This window comes from Isoptericola sp. NPDC019693 (assembly GCF_044389085.1).
Classification (GTDB): Bacteria; Actinomycetota; Actinomycetes; order Actinomycetales; family Cellulomonadaceae; genus Isoptericola.
Window position 1 is genome coordinate 413,054 of sequence record NZ_JBIRXP010000004.1, and the last position, 21,487, is coordinate 434,540.

A 21,487-nucleotide genomic window follows, 5' to 3' on the forward strand; every position below is an offset into this window, starting at 1 on the left:
CCAGATCCGGCGCGTCGGCGCCCCGGCGGGCTGGGCCGGCGGGGCGTCGTCACTCGGTAGGGTGGGGCGCATGTCATCCCCGGCCCCGGTTCCCGGCCCGCGGCGCCGGCGCCCGGCCGCGCCGGTCCCCGTGCCACCGGGAGGACACCCGCTCAAGGTCGACCCTGCCCGCCTCGCCGGTCCGCGCGGCACGGCGACCCCCGCCGTCGTGGGCGTCGCCCCGTCGGGCACGACCACGCACCTGCCGGTCCACGAGGAGACGTCCGCGGGCGGCCTCGTGGTGCAGGTCGCGGCGGGCGGTCCGGAGGCGGCCGTCATCGTGCGGCGCAACCGCGGCGGGCGGCTCGAGTGGTGCCTGCCCAAGGGCCACCTCGAGGGCGAGGAGACGCCGGAGCAGGCGGCCGTCCGCGAGATCCGCGAGGAGACGGGAATCCTCGGGACCATCCGCACGCGCCTGGGAGTCATCGACTACTGGTTCAGCGGCGAGGACCACCGCGTCCACAAGGTGGTGCACCACTTCCTCCTGCGCGCGGAGGGCGGCACCATCACCGCCGAGGGCGACCCCGACGGCGAGGCCGAGGACGCCCTGTGGGTGCCCGTCGAGCAGCTGACGGAGCGCCTCTCCTACCCCAACGAGCAGCGGCTCGCCGTCGTCGCGCAGCAGACGCTGCGCCGCACGCCCGAGGTGCTCGGGCACCCCGGCCTCGGAGCAGTCGAGTGAGGCCCGCCGCGTGACCGCTCCCCGAACGTCGGGTGCCTCGGGCGCACCCGCGCCGACGCCCGCCCGGCCGGCCCGCCGCCTCGCCACGCGGCTGTCCGCGCTGACCGCGCTGTTCGTGCTCGCGGGGCTGCTCCTGACGGGCGCGCTCGTGGCGCTGCCCGCTGCGAGCGCGTCGGCCACCACCCCGTCGCCGTCGTTCCTGCCCACCGCCCGCGACGGGAAGGCGACCGTCGAGCTCGTGGGCTCCGCGCCGGTGCTCGCCGCCCCCGGTTCGACCGTGACCCTCACCCTCCGGGTCACCAACGGGACCGATTCGGTGCTGGAGGGAGCCGGGCTGGACCTCGGCGTCTCGTGGCGCCCGCTCACCTCGCGGGAGGACCTGTCCGCCTGGGCGGAGCAGGACGGCAAGGCCACCGCCGCGAAGCAGGCCGAGGAGCCCGTCGAACGCCTCGCGCCCGGCGGCTCGACGGAGGTCACGATGGACCTCGAGGTCGACGCCCTCGGCCTCAGCGCCGAGAACCCGTGGGGGCCGCGCGAGATGTCCGTCGCGCTGACGCGAGGCGGCTCCACCCTCGACGTCGTCCACACGTTCCTGCTGTTCGCGCCGGACGGGGACGCGCCCGACCCGGTCTCGGTGAGCGTCGTCGCACCGGCGACGGGCCCCGCCGTCGACCCGCTCGACCCGGGCGGCTACGACCTGGACCTCGCGACGGCGACCGCGACCGGCGGCCGGCTCACCCGGCTGCTCGACGCCGCCGCGGTCACCGGCTCCTCCCCCGGCATGTCCCTCGCCGTCGACCCCGCGCTGGTCGCCGCGGCCGCCGCCGCGGACGACGAGGACGCCCAGGCGTGGGCCACCCGGCTCACGGGAGCGCCCTCCCCTGACGACGCTGACGACGCTGCCGACACGTCCGACGAGACTGCCGACGCGAGCGCCACGGCGGCGAGCCTGGCCGGCGCCACGAGCGCGCCGGCCGGGGAGCCGGCCGACGTCGCCGTCCTGCCGGGCTACGACCCCGACCTCGCGGCGGTGGCGCACGCCGAGCCGTCGCGCGCCGACGTCGCGGCCGCGACCGGCGGGGAGGCCGCGCTCGGCGCGACCTGGCAGCGGCCGGCGGACTGGGAGCTCACCCTTGCCTGGCCGGAGGGTCGGCCGGACGCCGCGACCCTCGCCGCGGGGCGCGAGGCCCCGGTCGACCAGGTGGTCGTCGCCGAGGGGCTCGCCCCCGCCGACGGGGTCGCCGCGTCCGCACGCACGGCCGTGGAGACGCCGTCGGGCAAGGTGCCCGCGCTGGTCGCCGACGCCGGCCTCTCCTCCGCGTTCGCCTCCCTCACCGACCAGGACGACGCCCCGACCGATGCCGAGGCGTCCACCCGGGTGCTCGCCGACGCCGCGCTCGTCGCCCTGCAGCAGCAGGAGTCCGGGCAGCAGGACGTGCACGTGCTCGCCGCCCTCCCCCGCGGATGGTCCCCCGACCCTGCCCTGGTGGGCTCGGTGCTGGGCGCGCTCCACGACGCCTCGTGGGCCGACGTCGTCCCGCTCTCGGAGACCGTGGCCGCTCCCGCCTCCCGCGTCCCGCGCGACGAGCCCGCGCGCGGCGGCAAGGCCGGACGGTCCGAGGACGAGCTGGCGCCGGCCTCCGTCCGCCGCCTCCTCGACTCCCACCGCGACCTGGCGGCCTTCTCGACCGTGGCGAGCGACCCCGTCGAGCTGAGCGGCGACGCCGACCAGGCCCTCGTCGCCCCGCTCGCCGTCGCGGCACGCACCGAGCCCACGGCCCGCGACCGCGCCGTCGACCTCGCGGTCGAGCAGTCCGACGCCCTGCAGCGGGGCATCGGCGTCGCCGACCGCTCCAACGTGACGCTCGTCAGCGACACCGGGAAGCTGCCCGTGACCGTGTCGAACGAGCTGCCCGTGGACGCCACCGTCACCGTGGTGCTGCGGCCCGACGCGTCGCGGCTGGTCGTCGAGTCACGACCGACCGTCGTCGTCCCCGCCGGCACGTCGACCAACGTCCACGTGCCGGTGCGCGCGATCGGCTCCGGCGACGTCAACCTGCAGGTCGAGGTGCTCACCCCGAGCGGCACGGTCGCCGCCGGGCCGACCAGCTTCTCCCTCCGCGTCCGCGCCGGGTGGGAGACCGCGGGCACCGCCGTGGTCGCCGCACTGGTGGGGCTCCTGTTCCTCGGCGGCATCTGGCGTACCGTGCGTCGAGGGCGGTCCTCGGCCCGGACCACCGGAGAGGGTGTCGCCGCGGCGGCGGCCGACCCGCAGGGACCCGAGGCCACCTCGGCGAGCGAGCCGGACACGCACGACGGGTCCCCCGACGGCGGACCCGTCGACCGGCCGGACGACCCGGGCGGCGGCCCGCCCCCCGCTGCCCGCACGTCCCCCGCACCGGCCACGGAGACCGACCCCTCATGACTTCGACGTCCGCCTTCCCCGACGACGGCCGGTCCGAGCTGCCCGGCGCGGGCGGCCCGGCCGACCCCGCGACGCCGCCCCGCGCCCCCGGCGCGAGCTGGCACCCCGTCGGCGACACCGGCGGCCACCCGGCAGGTGGGGACGCCGCCAGGGCGGCCGGCGGCGATGCCGCCCGTGGGACTGGTGACGCCGGTGACGTCGACGGTGGCGGCGGGGCCGTTCCCGGCGGCGATGCCGCCGGTGGCGGCGGCGCGGGCGACGGTGGAGGGGCAGGCGACGGAGGGGCAGGCGACGGAGGCGGCGCCGACGCGGTGCGGCGCACCAGCCTCGGCCGCGGCTCCGTCGTGATGACGCTCGGCACGGTCGCGTCCCGCGCGTCCGGGCTGATCCGCGCGATGCTGCTGGTGGCCTGCGTGGGCGCCGTCGGCACCGTGGCCGACGCGTTCGACATCGCGAACAAGCTGCCGAACATGCTGTTCGCGCTCATCTCGGCCGGGGTGCTGCAGGCCGTGCTCATCCCGCAGATCCTGCGCGCGATGAACGCCCACAACGCCCGCGAGCGGCTCGACAAGCTGCTCAGCCTCTCGGGACTGGGCCTGCTCCTGCTCACCGCGGTGCTCGTCGTCGCGGCCCCGCTCATCGTCTGGCTGTCCACCCTGAGCGGCGCCTGGACCCCCGACGAGCGGCACCTGGCCGTGGTGTTCGCCTACTGGTGCATCCCGCAGGTCTTCTTCTACGGCCTGTACATGCTGCTGGGCCAGCTGCTCAACGCCCAGGGCAAGTTCGGCGCGTACGGCGTGGCGCCGGTGGCCAACAACGTCGTCTCGCTGCTCGGCTTCGGCGCGTTCCTCCTGGTGTGGGGCGCGGCGCCGGACCGCGGTATCTCCGACCTCTCCCAGTGGTCCACGGCGCAGACGGCGGTGCTCGCCGGCACCGCGACCCTGGGCATCGCCGCCCAGGCGCTGGTGCTCGTCGTCGCGCTGCGCCGCTCGGGCTTCCGGTGGCGCTTCCGGCTTGGCCTGCGCGGCATCGGACTGCGTGCGGCGGGCTCGGTCGTCGGCTGGACCATCGGCGCCGTCGCGCTCGAGCAGGTCGGCGTCCTCTTCCTCACCAACGTCCTCGGCGCCGCCGGACGTGCCGGCACCTCGCTCGACGAGGCCTTCGCCGGCAACGCCGCATACACCAACGCCATGACGATCTACCTGCTGCCGCACTCGCTCGTCGTCGTCTCCATCGTCACCGTGCTCTTCCCCCGCATGACTGCGGCGGTCCAGGCCGGCGACCTTCCCGGCGTGCGGCGCGACATGTCCCTGGGGATGCGGTCTGCCGGCGTCTTCTCCGTCTTCTCGACCGCGGTGCTCGTCGTGCTGGCGGTCCCGCTGACCGGCGCGCTGCTCCCGTCGCTCGGGCAGGACGGCATCGCGGCCGTCGCGCCGATCATCCAGGCGATGGCGGTCGGCATCATCGCCCTGGGCGCGACGGTGCTGGTGAGGCGCATGTACTTCGCGTTCGAGGACGGCCGCTCGATCTTCGGCATCCAAGTCATCGCGACCGTCTCGATGGTGCTCGTCCTGTGGGGCGCGACGCGCGTCCTGGCGCCGCAGTGGTGGGCCGTCGCCGCCGGCGGCGCGTACGCCCTGTCGACCTGGATCTCGCTGCTCCTGCGGGTGCGCGGCATGCACCGCAAGCTCCAGGGCATGGACGGACGGCGCGTCCTGCGGCTCTACGTCCGCGCGCTGGTCGGCGCGCTGATCGCCGGCCTGCTCGGCTGGCTGACCGTGCGCCTCCTCGACGGCTACGACGTCACGTCCTGGGGGCACTCGGTGCTCGTCACCGCGGTCGCCGGGATCGTCATGATCATCGGATACGTTCTCGCGCTGAAGGTGCTGCACGTGCGCGAGCTCGACGACGCGCTCGCCCCCGTCCTCCGGCGGATCAAGCGATGACGCCGGTCGCGTGCCCGGCTCGCGCGGGTTCCGTGAGGGCCCTGCGGGCACGCCCGCCGCGCGCGGCCTCGTGGCCACCGGCCCGCCCGTACCATGGTCCGATGGACCGGAGGACTCTCTCCCCCCGTACCCCCACCGAGGAGCACAGGTGAGCACCGCCCATCCCGGGACCGTCATGGTCGATCGCTATCGACTCGTCCAGCTCGCGGCCACCGACCTCGCCGCGGCCGAGGCGTGGGAAGCGCACGACCAGATCCTGGACCGTCCCGTCCGGGTGACCTTCGTCGACGGCCAGTTCGCGTCCGCCGCCCTCGACGCGGCCCGGCGGGCCGCGCTCGTCGCCGACCCGCGGCTCTCGCGCGTGCTCGACGTCGGCAGCACCGACCTCGGCGCGGGCCAGCGCAGCTACATCATCTCCGAGCCCTACCGCGGCTCGTCGCTCACGGAGGTCGTCTCCGGCGGGCTGGTCGACGCCCAGCAGGCGCGCGCCGTCGTCGGCGAGGCCGCGGCGGCGCTCGAGGCCGCCGGGCAGCGCGGGGTCCACCACCTGGCGCTGCGTCCCGAGGCCGTGCGGGTGGACGGTCACCGCGTCGTCGTCACCGGGCTCGGCATCGACGCCGCGCTCGCCGGGGTGGACGGCGGCCGGGAGCACATCACCGGCGCCGGCGCGGCCGCCGCCGACGCCCGCGACCTCGTCGCCCTCGCCTACTACGCGCTCACCGCCCGCTGGCCCGGCGACTCCCTCGACGAGCCGTGGATCGCCCCCGACGCCGTGCGTCCGCTGCCCGCCCAGCGCGACGAGCACGGGGTCGTGCCGGTGTTCACCCTGGTGCCGCACGTCGATCCCGAGCTCGACTCCCTGGTGCGCCGGACCTTCGGCTCCGACTCGCCGGACGCGCCCACGACCCCCGGTGACGTCGTCGCCGCGCTGGCCCCCTGGGGCGAGGTCTCCGTCGTCGCGTCCCTCCCGCAGTTCGTGCAGCCGTCGACCGAGCCGCCCGTCCGAGCCTCCGTCATGGGCGCCGTCGGTACCGGTGCCGCGCTGCCGGGCACCCCGCCTCCGGCCCCGCCCGTCCGTCGTCCTGCCAGCGGGCGCATCGCCCGCTCCGCCGCCGTCGGTGGCGCCACCGGTGCGGCCGCCGGAGCCGCCGCGGCTGTCCCGGCGCAGGCCACGCAGGCGATGCCGCCGGTCGCGACGCCGACGGCCGCGCAGCCGCCGGTACCGCCCGTGCAGGCCACGGCCGCGATGGCCCCCGTCCAGCCGCAGCAGCAGCCTGGCCCGGCGCCGCAGCCCGCCGCGGCGTACGGCGCCGCGCCGGCGGCCGCCTACGCGGGCCAGGCCGCCCCGGTCCAGCAGCAGACCGCGCACGCTCCCGTGCCCCCGCCGCCCGGCGGTGGCGAGCCGCGCACGGACACCGGTGGCTTCGCCTCCTCGCCCGCCCCGCCCCGGCGGCGCGGCGTGAACCCGACGCCGATCGTGCTCGGCCTCGTGGTCGTGCTCGTGCTCGCCGGCGCCCTGTGGGCCGTCTCCAAGGTCATGTCCTCGCCCTCCGACACCCCGGTGGCCGGGGCCAGCCCGTCCGTCTCCGAGCAGCAGGGCGGCGGCCCGGCCGCCGAGGAGCCCGCCGACGAGGCGTCGAGCGAGCCCGAGGAGACCCCGGAGGTCCGACCGGTCATCGAGTCGGGCGACCAGCTCGACCCCGAGGGCGACGGACAGCACCCCGAGGCCGTCGACCTCGCGTACGACGGTGACCCGTCGACGTTCTGGTACACCCAGTGGTTCAACGGCGCGGACTTCGCGGGCCTGCGCAGCGGCTTCGGCTACGTCATCGAGCTCGAGGAGCCGGCGCCCGTCACGTCGATCTCGCTCAACACCAACTCGTCGGGCGGTCACGTCGAGATCCGCGCGACGTCGCGCGACAAGCCCACCGACGGGCCGGTGCTCGCCGAGGGCTCGTTCAGCTCCGAGACCACGTTGGACCTCAAGGAGGAGACCGTCGCGGACTCCTTCGTCATCTGGATCACGGAGCTCCCGCAGACCAACGACAAGTACTACCTCGAGCTCAACGAGATCGTCCTCTCGTGACGTTCCCGGGCGGCGACCGTCGCCCGGGAACACCTCACCCCCTCGGGGTGTTGAGGGCGATGGCGCCTCAGGGCGCGAACGACCACCAGACGACCAGGAGAGAACGTGACCGATCAGCCGACCAACACCACCGGTGAGGCCACCGTGCACGACATCGTCATCGTGGGCTCGGGCCCGGCCGGCTACACCGCGGCCGTCTACGCCGCCCGGGCTGGTCTGGCACCCGTCGTGATCGCGGGCTCCGTCACCGCTGGTGGCGCCCTGATGAACACCACGGAGGTGGAGAACTTCCCCGGCTTCCCCGCCGGCATCCAGGGCCCCGACCTCATGGAGGCCATGCGCGAGCAGGCCGAGAAGTTCGGTGCCCGCGTGCTGTGGGACGACGCCGAGCAGGTCGAGCTCACCGCCGACATCAAGACGGTCGTCACCGGCGGCGGCGAGACGTTCAAGGCCCGCGCGGTCATCCTCGCGACCGGCTCCGCGTACCGCGAGCTCGGCCTGCCCGAGGAGAAGCAGCTGTCCGGCCGCGGCGTGTCGTGGTGCGCCACCTGCGACGGGTTCTTCTTCCGTGACCAGCACATCGCCGTCGTCGGCGGTGGGGACTCCGCGATGGAGGAGGCGACCTTCCTCACCCGCTTCGCGTCCAAGGTGACGATCGTGCACCGTCGCGACTCGCTGCGGGCCTCGAAGATCATGGCGGACCGCGCCCAGGCCGACCCCAAGATCGAGTTCGCCTGGAACAGCGAGGTCGCCGGCATCTCCGGCGAGGACAAGGTCACCGGCCTCACGCTGCGCGACACCGTCACCGGCGAGGAGCGCGAGCTCGACACCACCGGCCTGTTCGTCGCGATCGGTCATGACCCGCGCACCGACCTGGTCAAGGGCCAGATCGACCTGGACGACGAGGGCTACATCCTCGTCGAGGGTCGCTCCACGCGCACCAACCTGCCGGGCGTCTTCGCCTGTGGCGACGCCGTCGACCACACCTACCGCCAGGCGATCACCGCCGCCGGCTCCGGTTGCGCCGCTGCCCTCGACGCCCAGTCCTGGCTCACCGAGGTGGCCGACGCCGAGGGTGAGCAGTCCCTCGCCGGCACGCCGGACGTTCCCAACCCCGACGGGCTTCCCGCCGCCCTCGACGGCGCGCTGGACTCCGTCGCTGGCTGACTTTTCCCCACCGATCCCGAAGGAGCGACACATGGCTACCGTCGCCGTCACCGACGACACGTTCAAGGCCGAGGTTCTCGAGTCCGACGTCCCCGTCCTCGTCGACTTCTGGGCGACCTGGTGCGGTCCCTGCCGCATGGTCGCCCCCATCCTCGAGGAGCTCTCGGACGAGTACGAGGGCAAGATCAAGATCGTGAAGCTGGACACCGACGCCAACCAGGCCACCACCATGGCCTACGGCATCACGTCGATCCCGACGCTCAACGTCTACTCCGGCGGTGAGCTCGTGAAGTCCGTGATCGGCGCCCGCCCCAAGCGAGCCCTCCAGGAGGAGATCGACGCGGTTCTCGCGCCGAGCGCCTGAGCACTCCCCCGAAGGCCGCCCCTGTTTCACGTGAAACACGGGCGGCCTTCGCCGTGCCCGGGAAGGAGTGGTGGCCTGAGGTCCCTGAGGCCGACTGCCACACGGCCCGCGATGCCACGGGCGCGGCACAGCGGCGAGGCAACGGTGGCCATCGCACTCCGCCTGAGCGGCAGCGCTGAGCACTGCTAGCGCCCCTGCCGCGCGCCTGAGCGCGGTGGACATCTCTTGCCTCGGCCTGAACCCGACTTCGCAGCAGGGGGGGGTGGTGTCCTGGCGCCGGTGTCCTGGCGGGCCGCAGCGCCGCACCCGAGCAGGGCAGGGAGTAGGGAGCAGGCGAATCCGAGGGCCAGCCGCACCCGGGCGCGCCGACACGGCCGACGGGGCTGATGCGGGCCAACGGGGCTGATGCGGGTCCCGAGGCTGATGCGGGCCGGCGAGGCCGATGGCGGTCGCGGGGCTGATATGTCGGTCGCAGCGGCTCAGGGCCCATCAGTGCGGGTGGGGCGCGTCAGTGCGGGTGGGGCGCGTCAGTGCGGGTGGGGCGCGTCAGTGCGGGTGGGGCGCGTCAGTGCGGGTGGGGCGCGTCAGTGCGGGTTGGCGCGGCTCAGTGCTGGCCGGCCCAGGCCACTGCTGGCTGGCCCGGGCCAGTGCGGGTCGATGTGTGTGAGCCCCCAGTCCGAGTCGGGAGTTGCCGCGGACGTCACCGCCCCGCACCTGAGGGGCCAGCTTCAGCGACGGCCCGGGCGCGCAGCGGGGCCCCGAGAGCAGCTCAGCAGGTCGCCGGGTTGGCGATCCGGAGAGTGGCGTGCCGTCGAAAGTATGTCCATGAGCCGTGTTGTCACACGGTGTGACCTGCGGCGATACATTCACGAATACGCCCAGCGCGCGTCCTCCTGCGACCGGTGAGCGCGCGTCGCGCCCGACGCGAGGACCCACCGTGTGGCCGACGATCTGTATGCCGTGCACGGCGTCAACGTCTCGCCTGTCCGCCGACCGGTACGCCGCGTGCGGTGTTGACGTGTCCACCTACCAGGGTGGGGTCGGTTGGCCCGTCCTCGCGGGGCCCCGCGTTCGGCACACGAGTGTCATCTCGTCGGCCGCGGGATGGCACCTGACTCACGAGCGAAAGAGCGCTCCTCGCATCGGCTCCATGTCGGTCAGACAGGGCGAGTCGCGCATTCGGTCCACGTCGGACAGCAGCAGCCAGGACACACCCGGAAGTCTCGGGACAGGAGGAAGGCAGCATCCACCGCAGCTGGGAGTCCCACGGCAGCGAGCCCCCGTACCGGGAGGACCCTTCGCCACACTTGGCGGAGGTGAGCCGTAAGCGTAACGGGCTCCAGTGCCTCTCGCCGACAACGGCCGAGCAGTTCGTCCTGCTCAGTCCTCGACCAGCGGCCAGCGCGACTCAAGACAACGGGGCGTGCTGTGCCCCACCACGATCGCCTGCCTGTTCGAGCGCGTCCGAGGCGAACGGCCTGCTCGGAGCGCTCGAGGCTCGCGAGGTCGTAGACATTGTCCGCGGTCATCGTGACCTGATCCGCATCGCCCCATTCCGACATGCCGCGTTACTCGCAGACCCGTTGCCGACCACCATGCTGCAGCCTCCCCCGCTCCTTACTCCCCCGCCCCTTACTCCCGCCGCTCCCGGCCTCCCGTCCTTTCTTCCCCGCTCCTGGCCTGTCACGTCGCTGCCCTGTCACGTCGCTGCCCTGTCACGTCGGTGACCAGTCACGTCGCCGGCCTGGCCTTACCCGACCGGACCTTGCCGCGCCCGTCATGCACCGAATGAGAAGTCAGCATCCCCCGCAGTCCACCTCTTCCCGACGCCGCCCTCACGGTCTCGCTCCTTCTTGCGCCCCTGAGAGCGTCCACAACCGACCGGATCACGTCGTCGCGATGCGTGGTCCCGCCGTTCTGCCGCGATCTGGCCCACGCCGCCCGCTGGGCCCCTGGTGTTTCACGTGGAACGGGGGGCGCCCCTCCCCCAGACCAGCAGTCCTCGCGACGCAGCCTAGCGCTCCGGTCCCGCGGTTTCGGGTGGCCCTTGGTCGCCGCGTTCCTCGGGCGCCGCGTCCCTCGGGCGCCGCGCGACTGGGGCTGGGCAGGGAGCGGCGTATCCGAAACGTCAGGCCCGTTTCACGTGAAACAGGCGCGCGCGAAGGGACGTCCGCTGCCCTCACACTGATCGGGCGCGCGACGGACTGCCCAGCGATACGACGAGGCGCCCTCCGGCACGTTTCACGTGAAACGAGAGACTCAGCTGCGCCGTGATCGAGAAGTCCGCGCGCCTGGGGTCGGTGGGCCTGCGCGCTCTGTGTCGACCGGCTTCGACCAGCCGGCGCCCGCCATCTTCGTCGAGCCTTCCGGCGCGCCTCACGACAGCCAGGGACCTCGGCCGTTCCTCTCTGGCCCTCCGTACCTCGTGCATTCTGTACGCGCTCGCGCGGGCCGGATCGTCTGGCGTGAGGCGGAACCCCGGTGTCCTTCACCTGGGCATCGCGGGTTCCTCAGAGGTACCAACCTCGGTCCGACCTGCCGAGCCACATCCCTACCCAACGCACCGTCACGGAACACTCCCCCCGCGTGCCGCGCTGCTGACGACGGGCCCACGAGCGTGACCGACCCATCACGTCACCGCGCTCTCTCCCCGGTGTTCTCCGATCCGCGGCACAGGAAGGGCCAATCCCAGCGGCCTTCCGCACCAACGTCTGGAGTCGATCCGCGACGGGTCGCCCTCGATGCCTCACCGCACATATCCAGGCGGTCGCCCCGATCTGCTGTGCACCCTCACCTGGGTAGTCGTGTCCCCCCGTTCCCTTAGTCCACGACCAACTGACTCGGAGTACCGACCACCCGCTCCTGCGGCCTGAGGCGTTCCCATGCGCGGCTGACCTGCATGGCCAGCCGCACGAAGGAGGCGACCGACGACCGCTGCAGCGGGTCGTAGCCCACCCCACGACCTGTGACCCCGAGAACCTGGCAGGTCTCTCTCCCGCTGTGTCACCGTGGCGGCACCTGTTTCACGTGAAACGCGTGCACGGCGCCCGGTGAGTGCGACGACACAGCGCCGAGCGCCACCGACGCACGCGCCCTCCTTGATTCCCTCCGCAACGACGAACGGGTGCCACTCCCCCAAGAGGAGTGGCACCCGTTCGGGCGTCGCAGGCGTCACGCAGGTCCGGAGCGTAGGAGGCCCGGGTCCTCGGGTGCCATGACGCCCAGGATCCTGTTGAGGTCGTCGACCGAGGCGAACTCCACGGTGAGTCGGCCCTTCGTCTTGCCGATGCTCACCTTCACGCGAGTCTCGAAGCGGTCGGCGAGACGCGTCGCGAGCTCATCCATGGCCTCGCTCCGCTGGCCGGCGCGGGGAGCTCGTCGCGTAGGCGACGCGGTGTCGCCGCTGGTCAGCAGCGTGACGACCTCTTCGGTCGCCCGCACGGACAGCCCTTCGGAGACGATGCGCTGAGCAAGCCGCTCGATCTCTGCGCCATCGCTCAGCGAGAGCAGAGCACGAGCATGGCCGGCCGAGAGAACGCCGGCGGCCACGCGCCGCTGGACCAGCGGCGGCAACTTCAGCAGACGGAGCGTGTTAGAGATCTGCGGGCGCGACCTTGCAATGCGCGTAGCCAGCTCTTCGTGGGTGCAGCCGAAATCGTCGAGCAGCTGACGGTACGCGGCGGCCTCCTCGAGCGGGTTCAGCGCCGCGCGGTGGAGGTTCTCCAGGAGGGCGTCACGCAGCATGTCGCTGTCGTCGGTCACCCGCACGATGGCCGGAATGGTCTCCAGGCCGGCGGCCTGGCTGGCGCGCCACCGCCGTTCGCCCATGATGAGCTCGTAGCGATCCGGGTCGGAGGCGTCAGGACGCACCACGATCGGCTGAAGGACGCCGATCTCCGAGATCGACGCCACCAGCTCGTCCAGCTCGCCGTCGTCGAACACCGTCCGCGGCTGCCACGTGTTCGGACGGATGGATTCCACCGGGATCTCAGCGAAGGTCGCACCAGGGACGGGCTTCAGCTCCGTTTCACGTGAAACGGCGTCAGCACTCTGAACATCAGACGATGCCCCGTCGATCGACCCAGCGTCGGGCGTCGTAGGCACCGCCGACCCGTCTCCGGCGGAGGACGAGTCGGAGACGTCATCGACGTCCGGGAAGTCGATGCTGGTGATCAACCCCAGGGACAGGCCGTCCGAGCCGAAGGGCTCCTTCGACTCGCGGTCCTCACCCGCATCCACGGCATCGGCGGAGACGCCTGGAGTGTCCGTCAGGGCAGACGACACCCCATCGGAGTTCGGGGCGCCTTCCTTGGCCTGAGCCTCCCCACCAGTACGAATGCTCAGCCGACCACCCGCGATCGCCGAGTCCCAGGACGCTGACCGTCGGGTGGCGCGGCCCGAGTCTTCGCCGACCTCGCTGGTCGTGCGCTCTGCTCCCACGGACGCGAGGGCATTCCCGCTCTCGCCGCCATCACGGCCGTCCCCAGCCGGGAAGAAGACGTCGACCGGCCGGTCCCCTTCGGGTCCGGATGGGATCAGTGCGCCGAGTCCGCGACCCAGGCCACGCTTCTTCTGACTCATGCTCCAGCCTCCTGAACCATCCGGCTCCGCGCTCCCCTGGTCGTTCCGAAGTTGCCGTCGTGCCCCCGCGTGGACGGGGAAACCTTCATGTCACGTGCGGGGGGCGTGCTCAGGTGCACCGTCATCGTCGACGGCGCGCCCTTCACTCGCTCTCCATGGGTCGATGTCATCGCAGGTCCGGGCGCTGCGGGAGGCGCTCCGCGAGCTCCCGGGCCGCTTCGAGGTATGCGAGAGATCCTGTCGACCCGGGATCGTAGGTCATCACCGTCTGCGCATGGCTGGGCGCCTCGGAGATGCGCACCGATCGCGGGACCGTGGTGCGCAGCGTCTGCTCGGGGAAGTGCTCCCGGACCTCCGCCGCGACCTGCTGGGCGAGGTTCGTCCGCCCGTCATACATGGTGAGAAGGATGGTCGAGACGCGAAGCTCCGGATTCAAGTGCGCCTTGATCAGCTCGATCGTCTTGAGGAGCTGGCTCAGTCCCTCGAGGGCGTAGTACTCGCACTGGATCGGGATCAGCACCTCACGGCCGACCACGAACGCGTTCACCGTCAGGAGGCCGAGGCTGGGCGGGCAGTCGACGAGGACGTAGTCGATCCGCTCCTCCCCGCGCTCCTCTCGCTGCGCCAGGTACGCGTCAACGGCCCGGCGTAGACGTGTTTCACGTGAAACGAGAGAGACCAGCTCGATCTCTGCGCCCGACAGGTCGATAGTCGCGGGAACACCGTAGAGGCCGGGAACCGAAGGGCACTCCTGCACGGTGTTCGCGAGCGGTTCGTCCTCGACGAGGACCTCGTAGATCGAGGGGGTACCGGCGCGATGCTCCAGCCCGAGCGCAGTCGACGCGTTCCCCTGGGGGTCGTTGTCGATGACCAGCACCTTCAGGCCGGACTGGGCCAGGCCGGCGGCAAGGTTCACGGTGGTCGTCGTCTTGCCGACCCCGCCCTTCTGATTCGCCACCGTGATGATCCGGGTGCTCGCAGGCCGGGGGAACTGTCGGCCTTGCAGCTCGATCCGTCGGCGTGCGTCGATGGCGAGCTGGGCGGCCAGCGGGGTCGACTCGTCAGCCTCGGGCACCGAGGCCACGAGCGCGGCGCGGTGTCCGTCGATCACAGGAGGAAGACCGCCGTCGGCCCAGGACAGTCCCGGCGCCGTTTCACGTGAAACGTGCGGATCGCCCGTCGCGGTCCCGTCGTTCCTCGGGACGTCGTCGACGTGCTCCGTACTCGTGCTCACGTGCCACTCCTCCGGTTCGTCACAGGGACTGTGCGCCCGGGTCACGGCACGTACGACGCCACGGCCCGGTGCTCCGCGCTCACTCTACGGCCTCACTGACGACCCGACGGGTCGAAACTCCGGCCTGTGGACACGCCGCGCACCCCGCAGCCTGCGGTCATCCGTCGACGCTCAGTGTCGCCGGATCCGGAGGATGGTGGTGGGTTCGACGTTGTCGACCGTGCGCCCCTCGAGGATCTCGGGCTCGGCCGCCTTGAAGGAACGCAAGACCTTCCGCGCGGGCTCGATCTCACGCTCCACGTTCCGGCCCTTCAGGACGACCATCGCTCCTCCCCGGCGCACGAGGGGCAGGCTCATCCGAGCGAGCTTGCTCAGCGCCGCTACCGCACGCGACGTCACGACGTCGACCTCCAAGGCGTCGTGGTACTCCTCGGCGCGACCGCGCTTGACCAGCACATTCGCCAGACCCAGGTTCTCCACGCATTCCTGGAGCCATGCGGTCCGACGCTCCATCGGCTCGATGAGGTGCACCTCGACGTCCGGGCGCTGGATCGCCAGCACGAGACCGGGCAGACCCGCCCCTGAGCCGATGTCGGCGACCGATCGCGCGTCGCCGAGATACGGGGTCACGGCGGCCGAGTTCAGGATGTGCCGCTCCCACAGGCGGGCGACCTCGCGCGGCCCGATCAGGCCGCGCAGCTCGCCCTCCGCCCGCAGGCTCGCGGCGAACCGCGCCACCAGGTCGTAACGGTCACCGAGGTACTCACGCACCGCCGCGCTCTCACCGAGCGCCGCGTCCTCATCGCCCGTCGGGACCTCTGTCACGTCACTCACCATTTCTCCCTTGCGCTCCCGTTACACGACGAGAGCCCGTCGTTTCACGTGAAACAACGGGCTCTCGAAACGTCTGTCAGGACTCCGTCGCCGAACCCTGGTCCGAGGCCGGCTGGACCACCACGTATCGCGTCGGCTCCACGCCCCGCGAGTCGCTGACCAGCCCCGCGGCCGCGACGGCGTCGTGCACGACCTTCCGCTCGAAGGCGTTCAGCGGGTCAAGCTCGACCTCCCGGCCGGACTCCCGGACCTGACGGACCGCGTCCTCCGCCAGCACGGTCAGCTCCTGGCGGCGCGTCGCGCGGAAGCCGGCGATGTCGAGCATCAGCCGGCTCCGCTCCCCCGTCCGTGCCTGCACGGCCAGGCGGGTGAGCTCCTGCAGCGCCTCGAGCACCTCGCCGTCGCGCCCGACGAGCACCGAGAGATCCTCGTCCTCGTCCGCCACGATCTCGACGGCCGCGCGGTCGTGCTGGATGTCCAGGTCGATGTCACCGTCGAGGTCCGCGATGTCGAGCAGCTCCTCCAGGTAGTCCGCCGCGATCTCGCCCTCCTCCTCGAGGCGCTTCGTACGGTCGGGGCCCTGGTCCACCGGCGTGTCCGTCGTCATCGGGGTTCGATTCCTCTCGCTGCTCAGCGGCGCTTCTGGCGGTTCTTGCGCTTGGGCTGCTCACGCTGCCCGCGGGGCTTCTCGGGCTCCGGCTCCGGGGTCGCCTCGATGACGCCCTTGGCCGCAGCCTTCCGGGCCTTCTTCTCCTTGAGGAGACGCTCCGCCTCCGAGCCAGGGGCCGGCATCTTCTTGATCGTGTAGAACTGCTGGCCCATCGTCCACAGGTTGGAGACGACCCAGTAGATCAGCACACCGACCGGGAAGTTGATGCCCGAGATCAGGAAGATCACCGGGAGGATGTAGAGCATCATCTTCTGCGTGCTCGCCATCGGCCCCTCAAGAGCGGCCTTCGGCATGTTCTTCATCGTCAGCTGACGCTGGGTGAAGAACATCGTGGCGCTCATCAGGATGATGAGGCAGATGACGACCACGCGCGACGTCGTCGAGTCGGTGGTGCGGAAGACGTCGGAGAGCTGGGCCCCGAAGAGGCTCGACGACTCGATGTCGCCGGCGATGCGCTGATCGATCGGGCCGATCGCGTCACGCGAGCCCACAGCGATCGCCTGCAGGTTGTTGAGCACCCGGAACAGCGCGAAGAAGATCGGCGACTGCAGCAGGATCGGCAGGCAGGACGCCATGGGGTTGGTGCCGTGCTTGCGGTACAGCTCCATGGTCTCGCGGCCCATGGCCTCGCGGGACGCGGGATCCGTCTTGCCCTTGTACTTCTTCTGCACCGCCTGCAGCTCGGGCTGCATCATCTGCATCCCGCGTGAGGCCTTGATCTGCTTGAAGAACAGCGGGATCAGCGCGACGCGGATCACGACCGTCAGGGCGACGATCGAGAAGACCCATGCCCAACCAGGGCCGTCCTGCATCCCGAGGGTCGTGAACAGGGCATGAGCCCCGTACATGATCCAGGCCACGACCCACTCGATGGGGTAGAGGATGGTGTCCAACATCCCGAATTGTCTCCTCTGTCGGAAAGTCTGCGTCCCCGGCGGCGCGGTCCGGGAAGGTCAGTGGCGTGCAGCGCCGCGGTGCTCGTGATCCGCGTCGTCGACATCGACGTGCGGGGTGCGAGCGGGTGGGACGTCGTCGACTCCGCCGAGGCTCCAGGGGTTGCACCGCAGGATCCGCCACAGTGCGAGGCCGGTTCCCCGAAGCGTGCCGTGAGTGCGGATCGCGATGATCGCGTACTGGGAGCACGACGGGTAGTACTTGCAGGTGGGCCCCGTGAGCGGGGAGATCACCGACTGGTAGACGCGCAGGACACCGATCAGGACCGAGGCCGGGAGGTTCCGGAGCACGTCCCGCCCGCGGTCGAGCGTGGACGCGGTCACGTCGTCCTCCGGGCCCGCGCGACGGCGCGGTCGAGGCTGCTCGTGAGGTCCCGGTCGAGCTCCGCGAACGTGGCGCCGCTGGAGGCAGGCAGGGCGCGGACGACCATGCTGGCCCCGGCGGGCAACGCGGAGAGGTGGGCGGCCGCGATGTGCCGCAGACGACGCTTCACCTGGTTGCGGTGCACGGCGTTCCCCACGGCCTTGGATACGACAAGACCGACCTGTGTCGGCGCACCGCCCGCGACAGCACCGACGCCGGCCTCAGGGCCGGCGTCGGGGTTGACGAGGAGATGCACCACCACGGTCGATCGACCTGCACGCGTGCCGCGGCGCACCGTCCGTTCGAAGTCGACGGAACGGCGCAGTCGGTGCGCCGCAGGCAGCATCCGTCAGGCAGAGAGCTCGGCGCGACCCTTGCGCCGACGGTTCGCCAGGATGGCGCGGCCGGCACGGGTGCGCATGCGCAGCCGGAAGCCGTGGGTCTTGGCACGACGGCGGTTGTTCGGCTGGAAGGTCCGCTTGCTCACGAGGTACTCCAAGAAACGTCGGGGAGGTACACCGTCAGTTCCTCGACGATGCAGGGTCTTGTCGCAGGTCGGACCTCGCGCACGAGACGTGGAAGCACCGACCGGGCCGACCCGAGGACCGGCAGCCTTGTTAAGGGCGCGCGAAAGGACCTGGAACGGCTGTCCGACGTTACGCCGTGGAGCCCCCTCGGGTCAAACCCGCCCGGGGGCGACCTGGAGCGGCCGGTGGCTACGATGTGGATGACCTCACGCACCTCGGCGCGACGTCGCGCCGGCTCTCCCGCACGGTCCTCGCCCACAGCATTGTCCACAGGTTCCACAGCATGTGGACAACGCTGTGGACGGAGTTCCGGCGTGGCAGACTCGCGATCTCGTTGACCAACAGCTGCCCATCTCGAACGACCCGAAGGACGACGCCCGTGGCCCAGCCGGACGAGAACATCACCGACGTCTGGGCACACACGCTCGCCACCCTCGAGGCTCGTCCGGACATGACGGCCCGGCAGCTCGCGTTCATCAAGCTCGCGAAGCCGATGGCGATCCTCGAGGACACCGTGTTCATCGCGGTGCCGCACGAGCAGACGCGCGCCTACCTCGAGACCAGCGTCCGCGACCAGCTCGTGTCCGCGATGGCATCCACGCTCGGCCGCGACATCCGCTTCGGCATCACGGTGGACCCCGAGCTGAGCAGCGACACCCTCACCGGACCGTCGCAGGACTACACCGCTCCCCCGGAGCCGGGCGTCCCCGACGAGCCGGAGGCGCCGCCGCTGCCACCGAGCCCCAAGCAGCCCGCCGAGCCCACGCGACTCAACCCGAAGTACATCTTCGAGACGTTCGTCATCGGCTCGTCCAACCGCTTCGCCCACGCCGCGGCCGTCGCCGTCGCCGAGGCGCCCGCCAAGGCGTACAACCCGCTGTTCATCTACGGGGACTCCGGGCTCGGCAAGACGCACCTGCTGCACGCGATCGGCCACTACGCCCACAACCTCTATCCCCATGTGCGCGTGAGGTACGTCAACTCGGAAGAGTTCACCAACGACTTCATCAACAGCATCGGCGAGGGGCGCGCGGGGGCGTTCCAGCGGCGCTACCGGGACGTCGACGTCCTCCTCATCGACGACATCCAGTTCCTGGAGGGCAAGGAACAGACGATGGAGGAGTTCTTCCACACGTTCAACGCCCTCCACAACGCGGACAAGCAGGTGGTGATCACCTCCGACGTCCCGCCCAAGCAGCTGAACGGCTTCGAGGACCGCCTGCGGTCCCGGTTCGAGTGGGGTCTCATCACCGACGTCCAGCCGCCGGACCTCGAGACCCGCATCGCGATCCTGCGCAAGAAGGCCGCGAGCGAACGGCTCGACGTCCCCGCCGAGGTGCTCAGCTACATCGGCTCCCGCATCTCGACGAACATCCGCGAGCTCGAGGGCGCGCTCATCCGCGTCACCGCGTTCGCGAACCTCAACCGTCAGGCCGTCGACCTCGCGCTGGCGGAGATCGTCCTGAAGGACCTCATCACCGACGACGACACGCAGGAGATCACCCCGTCCATGGTGATCGCGCAGACGGCGGCCTACTTCGGGCTGACGATCGACGACCTGTGCGGTTCCTCCCGGTCGCGCGTGCTCGTCACCGCCCGGCAGATCGCCATGTATCTGTGCCGCGAGCTCACGGACCTGTCGCTGCCGAAGATCGGGCAGCAGTTCGGCGGCCGAGACCACACGACCGTCATGCACGCGAACAAGAAGATCGCCGGCCAGATGGCGGAACGCCGCTCCACGTACAACCAGGTGACGGAGCTCACGAGCCGCATCAAGCAGCAGCACCGCGGCTGAGCCCTTCTCGCGCGCCCACCGCACGACACGAGCCCATCGGGCCCGCATCCACACCTTCCACAGGGGTGTGGATGCGGGCCCGACGTCGTCTCTCCACATCTCTGCCCACAGGGTGGGGCCCAGAAATGCCCGGTTCTGCACAATCTGTCCCCAGGCCTGTGGAGGGATACCGTGGACAACACCGTCATCACCGGGCGGGACACGATTCACACCTGTGGAAAACTCTGTGGACGGGTGTGGACCACTGCACCAGATCCGTGGACGACGACGCCCCGATCGGTGGACGGCTGTGGGTACAGAATCCGTCGCCCACAGGCCACAGGTGTTGTCCACAGCGCCGCCCCCACAGCCTCCACACCCTGAGCAGTGCTCTGACCTGCACAAACACCCGTCATCCCCAGATTCCACAACCCCTATGACGATGACGAACGTTTGATCATCAGAAATTTCCCCACACCTTCATCAGGGCGGCGCGACACTCCAGGGCCATCCCCTCGGCAGACCGAGGATCACGTGCCGAAGAGCCGGTGTCTCGCGTAGGGTTTGGCTCGGACGACGAGGCAGGTCGGCGAACCTCGACGGTCCGGGCTGGTCCCGGGCCACCGACCGCACGCCTGCACGTCCACTTCGATCGACACGGGTCGACAACGCGAGGAGTGGGATGAAGTTCCGGGTTGAGCGTGACGTCCTGGCCGAGGCCGTGACCTGGACGGCGCGCACGCTCCCCACGCGCCCGCCGGCACCGGTGCTCGCGGGCGTCCGCATCGAGGTCGACACCGCCGGCACGATCTGGCTGTCCAGCTTCGACTACGAGGTCTCCGCACGGGCCGAGATCCCCGCCGAGGTCTCCGAGCCCGGCACGGTGCTCGTCTCGGGCCGCCTGCTGGCGGAGATCTCCCGCGCGCTGCCGAACAAGCCTGTGGACGTCACGCTCGAGGGCACCAAGGTCGTCCTGACGTGCGGCGCCTCGCGCTTCACCCTGCTGACCATGCCGGTGGAGGACTACCCGGCCCTGCCGCAGATGCCCGAGCTGAGCGGCACGGTCACGGGAGACGCGCTCACGCACGCCGTCGCGCAGGTCAGCGTGGCCGCGAGCCGTGACGACACGCTCCCCCTGCTCACCGGCGTGCGGATGGAGATCGAGGGCGAGCGCATCACCCTCATCGCCACCGACCGGTACCGGCTCGCGCTGCGCGAGCTGACCTGGACGCCCGCGACCCCGGGCTACTCGGCCGTGGCGCTGGTGCGGGCCCGCACCCTGACCGACGTCGCGAAGTCGCTCGGCGGGGGTGGCGGCCTCGTGAACGTGGGCCTGTCCACGGGCCAGGGCGTCGACCTCATCGGTTTCGAGGCCGGCGGCCGCCACACCACGTCCCAGCTGGTCGACGGCGACTACCCGCCCGTGCGTCGCCTGTTCCCGGACGCGACGCCGATCCACGCCGTCGTGGCCACCGCGCCGCTCATCGAGGCTGCCAAGCGCGTCTCGCTCGTCGCGGAGCGCAACACCCCGATCCGCCTGTCGTTCACCGAGGGCCAGGTCGTGCTCGACGCAGGCCAGGGCGACGACGCGCAGGCGTCCGAGGCCCTCGAGGCCGTGCTGGTGGGCGAGGACATCCAGGTCGCGTTCAACCCGCAGTTCCTGCTGGACGGGCTGGGCGCGCTCGGCACCGACTTCGTCCGGCTCTCGTTCACGCACCCGAACAAGCCGGTGGAGTTCACCGGCCAGGAGTCGCTCGACGGCGAGGACTCGTCGGACTACCGCTACCTGCTCGTGCCGATCCGCTTCGCCGGCTGAGCACGCCGAGCACACCCGTCCGCTC

Annotated in this window: 16 protein-coding genes; 8 read left to right on the forward strand and 8 right to left on the reverse strand. The window is 71.5% G+C overall.

Annotated elements, in window-relative coordinates:
- Positions 1-70 precede the first annotated feature (70 nt).
- The 6 genes from ACH436_RS14395 (at position 71) to trxA (ending at position 8,709) form a co-directional block, all read left to right on the forward strand.
- Positions 71-721 carry an NUDIX hydrolase gene (locus tag ACH436_RS14395; RefSeq protein ID WP_430560876.1) on the forward strand — a complete coding sequence of 217 codons (651 nt, stop codon included), beginning with the start codon at positions 71-73 and terminating at the stop codon, positions 719-721.
- Positions 722-731: 10 nt separating this feature from the next.
- Positions 732-3,146 carry a DUF6049 family protein gene (locus tag ACH436_RS14400; RefSeq protein WP_430560877.1) on the forward strand — a complete coding sequence of 805 codons (2,415 nt, stop codon included), beginning with the start codon at positions 732-734 and terminating at the stop codon, positions 3,144-3,146.
- The gene (murJ, locus tag ACH436_RS14405; protein WP_430560878.1) at positions 3,143-5,092 is read left to right on the forward strand and encodes a murein biosynthesis integral membrane protein MurJ; all 1,950 of its coding nucleotides are present in this window, start codon (positions 3,143-3,145) and stop codon (positions 5,090-5,092) included. The genes ACH436_RS14400 and murJ overlap by 4 nt, the downstream gene beginning before the upstream one ends.
- 148 nt (positions 5,093-5,240) lie before the next feature.
- The gene (locus tag ACH436_RS14410; RefSeq protein ID WP_430560879.1) at positions 5,241-7,178 is read left to right on the forward strand and encodes a hypothetical protein; all 1,938 of its coding nucleotides are present in this window, start codon (positions 5,241-5,243) and stop codon (positions 7,176-7,178) included.
- 105 nt (positions 7,179-7,283) lie between these two features.
- On the forward strand, positions 7,284-8,345 hold the full coding sequence (gene trxB, locus ACH436_RS14415) for a thioredoxin-disulfide reductase (RefSeq protein ID WP_430560880.1): 1,062 nt from the start codon (positions 7,284-7,286) through the stop codon (positions 8,343-8,345).
- 31 nt (positions 8,346-8,376) lie between these two features.
- Positions 8,377-8,709 carry a thioredoxin gene (trxA, locus tag ACH436_RS14420; RefSeq protein WP_429731056.1) on the forward strand — a complete coding sequence of 111 codons (333 nt, stop codon included), beginning with the start codon at positions 8,377-8,379 and terminating at the stop codon, positions 8,707-8,709.
- Between the two features lie 3,171 nt (positions 8,710-11,880).
- On the opposite strand, the gene ACH436_RS14425 is transcribed toward trxA, so the two are convergent.
- The 8 genes from ACH436_RS14425 to rpmH form a co-directional block, all read right to left on the reverse strand.
- A complete protein-coding gene (locus ACH436_RS14425) occupies positions 11,881-13,290 on the reverse strand; it encodes a ParB/RepB/Spo0J family partition protein (protein ID WP_430560881.1) in 1,410 nt (469 codons plus the stop codon).
- 166 nt (positions 13,291-13,456) lie between these two features.
- Positions 13,457-14,401 carry a ParA family protein gene (locus ACH436_RS14430; protein ID WP_430561029.1) on the reverse strand — a complete coding sequence of 315 codons (945 nt, stop codon included), beginning with the start codon at positions 14,399-14,401 and terminating at the stop codon, positions 13,457-13,459.
- Positions 14,402-14,695: 294 nt separating this feature from the next.
- A complete protein-coding gene (rsmG, locus tag ACH436_RS14435; protein ID WP_430560882.1) occupies positions 14,696-15,361 on the reverse strand; it encodes a 16S rRNA (guanine(527)-N(7))-methyltransferase RsmG in 666 nt (221 codons plus the stop codon).
- 73 nt (positions 15,362-15,434) lie between these two features.
- A complete protein-coding gene (locus ACH436_RS14440) occupies positions 15,435-15,965 on the reverse strand; it encodes a protein jag (protein WP_430560883.1) in 531 nt (176 codons plus the stop codon).
- 23 nt (positions 15,966-15,988) lie between these two features.
- Positions 15,989-16,924 carry a membrane protein insertase YidC gene (gene yidC / locus ACH436_RS14445; RefSeq protein ID WP_430560884.1) on the reverse strand — a complete coding sequence of 312 codons (936 nt, stop codon included), beginning with the start codon at positions 16,922-16,924 and terminating at the stop codon, positions 15,989-15,991.
- Positions 16,925-16,981: 57 nt separating this feature from the next.
- Entirely contained in the window at positions 16,982-17,305 is a 324-nt protein-coding gene (gene yidD / locus ACH436_RS14450; protein ID WP_430560885.1) for a membrane protein insertion efficiency factor YidD, read from the reverse strand.
- On the reverse strand, positions 17,302-17,691 hold the full coding sequence (gene rnpA, locus ACH436_RS14455) for a ribonuclease P protein component (protein ID WP_430560886.1): 390 nt from the start codon (positions 17,689-17,691) through the stop codon (positions 17,302-17,304). The genes yidD and rnpA overlap by 4 nt, the downstream gene beginning before the upstream one ends.
- Positions 17,692-17,694: 3 nt before the next feature.
- On the reverse strand, positions 17,695-17,832 hold the full coding sequence (gene rpmH / locus ACH436_RS14460; RefSeq protein ID WP_013840089.1) for a 50S ribosomal protein L34: 138 nt from the start codon (positions 17,830-17,832) through the stop codon (positions 17,695-17,697).
- Between the two features lie 419 nt (positions 17,833-18,251).
- Here rpmH and dnaA point away from each other — a divergent pair, with 419 nt between their 5' ends.
- Positions 18,252-19,667, forward strand: a complete 1,416-nt coding sequence (gene dnaA / locus ACH436_RS14465) for a chromosomal replication initiator protein DnaA (protein ID WP_430560887.1) — start codon at positions 18,252-18,254, stop codon at positions 19,665-19,667.
- Positions 19,668-20,328: 661 nt separating this feature from the next.
- On the forward strand, positions 20,329-21,462 hold the full coding sequence (gene dnaN, locus ACH436_RS14470) for a DNA polymerase III subunit beta (RefSeq protein ID WP_430560888.1): 1,134 nt from the start codon (positions 20,329-20,331) through the stop codon (positions 21,460-21,462).
- Positions 21,463-21,487: the final 25 nt, after the last annotated feature.

Excerpts from the sequence above, each read along its gene's own strand:
- ACH436_RS14395 (WP_430560876.1), top strand. The coding sequence starts at position 71 with ATGTCATCCCCGGCCCCGGTTCCCGGCCCGCGGCGCCGGCGCCCGGCC.
- murJ (WP_430560878.1), top strand. The coding sequence starts at position 3,143 with ATGACTTCGACGTCCGCCTTCCCCGACGACGGCCGGTCCGAGCTGCCC.
- trxA (WP_429731056.1), top strand. The coding sequence starts at position 8,377 with ATGGCTACCGTCGCCGTCACCGACGACACGTTCAAGGCCGAGGTTCTC.
- ACH436_RS14425 (WP_430560881.1), bottom strand. The coding sequence starts at position 13,290 with ATGAGTCAGAAGAAGCGTGGCCTGGGTCGCGGACTCGGCGCACTGATC.
- rsmG (WP_430560882.1), bottom strand. The coding sequence starts at position 15,361 with ATGGTGAGTGACGTGACAGAGGTCCCGACGGGCGATGAGGACGCGGCG.
- ACH436_RS14440 (WP_430560883.1), bottom strand. The coding sequence starts at position 15,965 with ATGACGACGGACACGCCGGTGGACCAGGGCCCCGACCGTACGAAGCGC.
- yidC (WP_430560884.1), bottom strand. The coding sequence starts at position 16,924 with ATGTTGGACACCATCCTCTACCCCATCGAGTGGGTCGTGGCCTGGATC.
- rnpA (WP_430560886.1), bottom strand. The coding sequence starts at position 17,691 with ATGCTGCCTGCGGCGCACCGACTGCGCCGTTCCGTCGACTTCGAACGG.
- dnaN (WP_430560888.1), top strand. The coding sequence starts at position 20,329 with ATGAAGTTCCGGGTTGAGCGTGACGTCCTGGCCGAGGCCGTGACCTGG.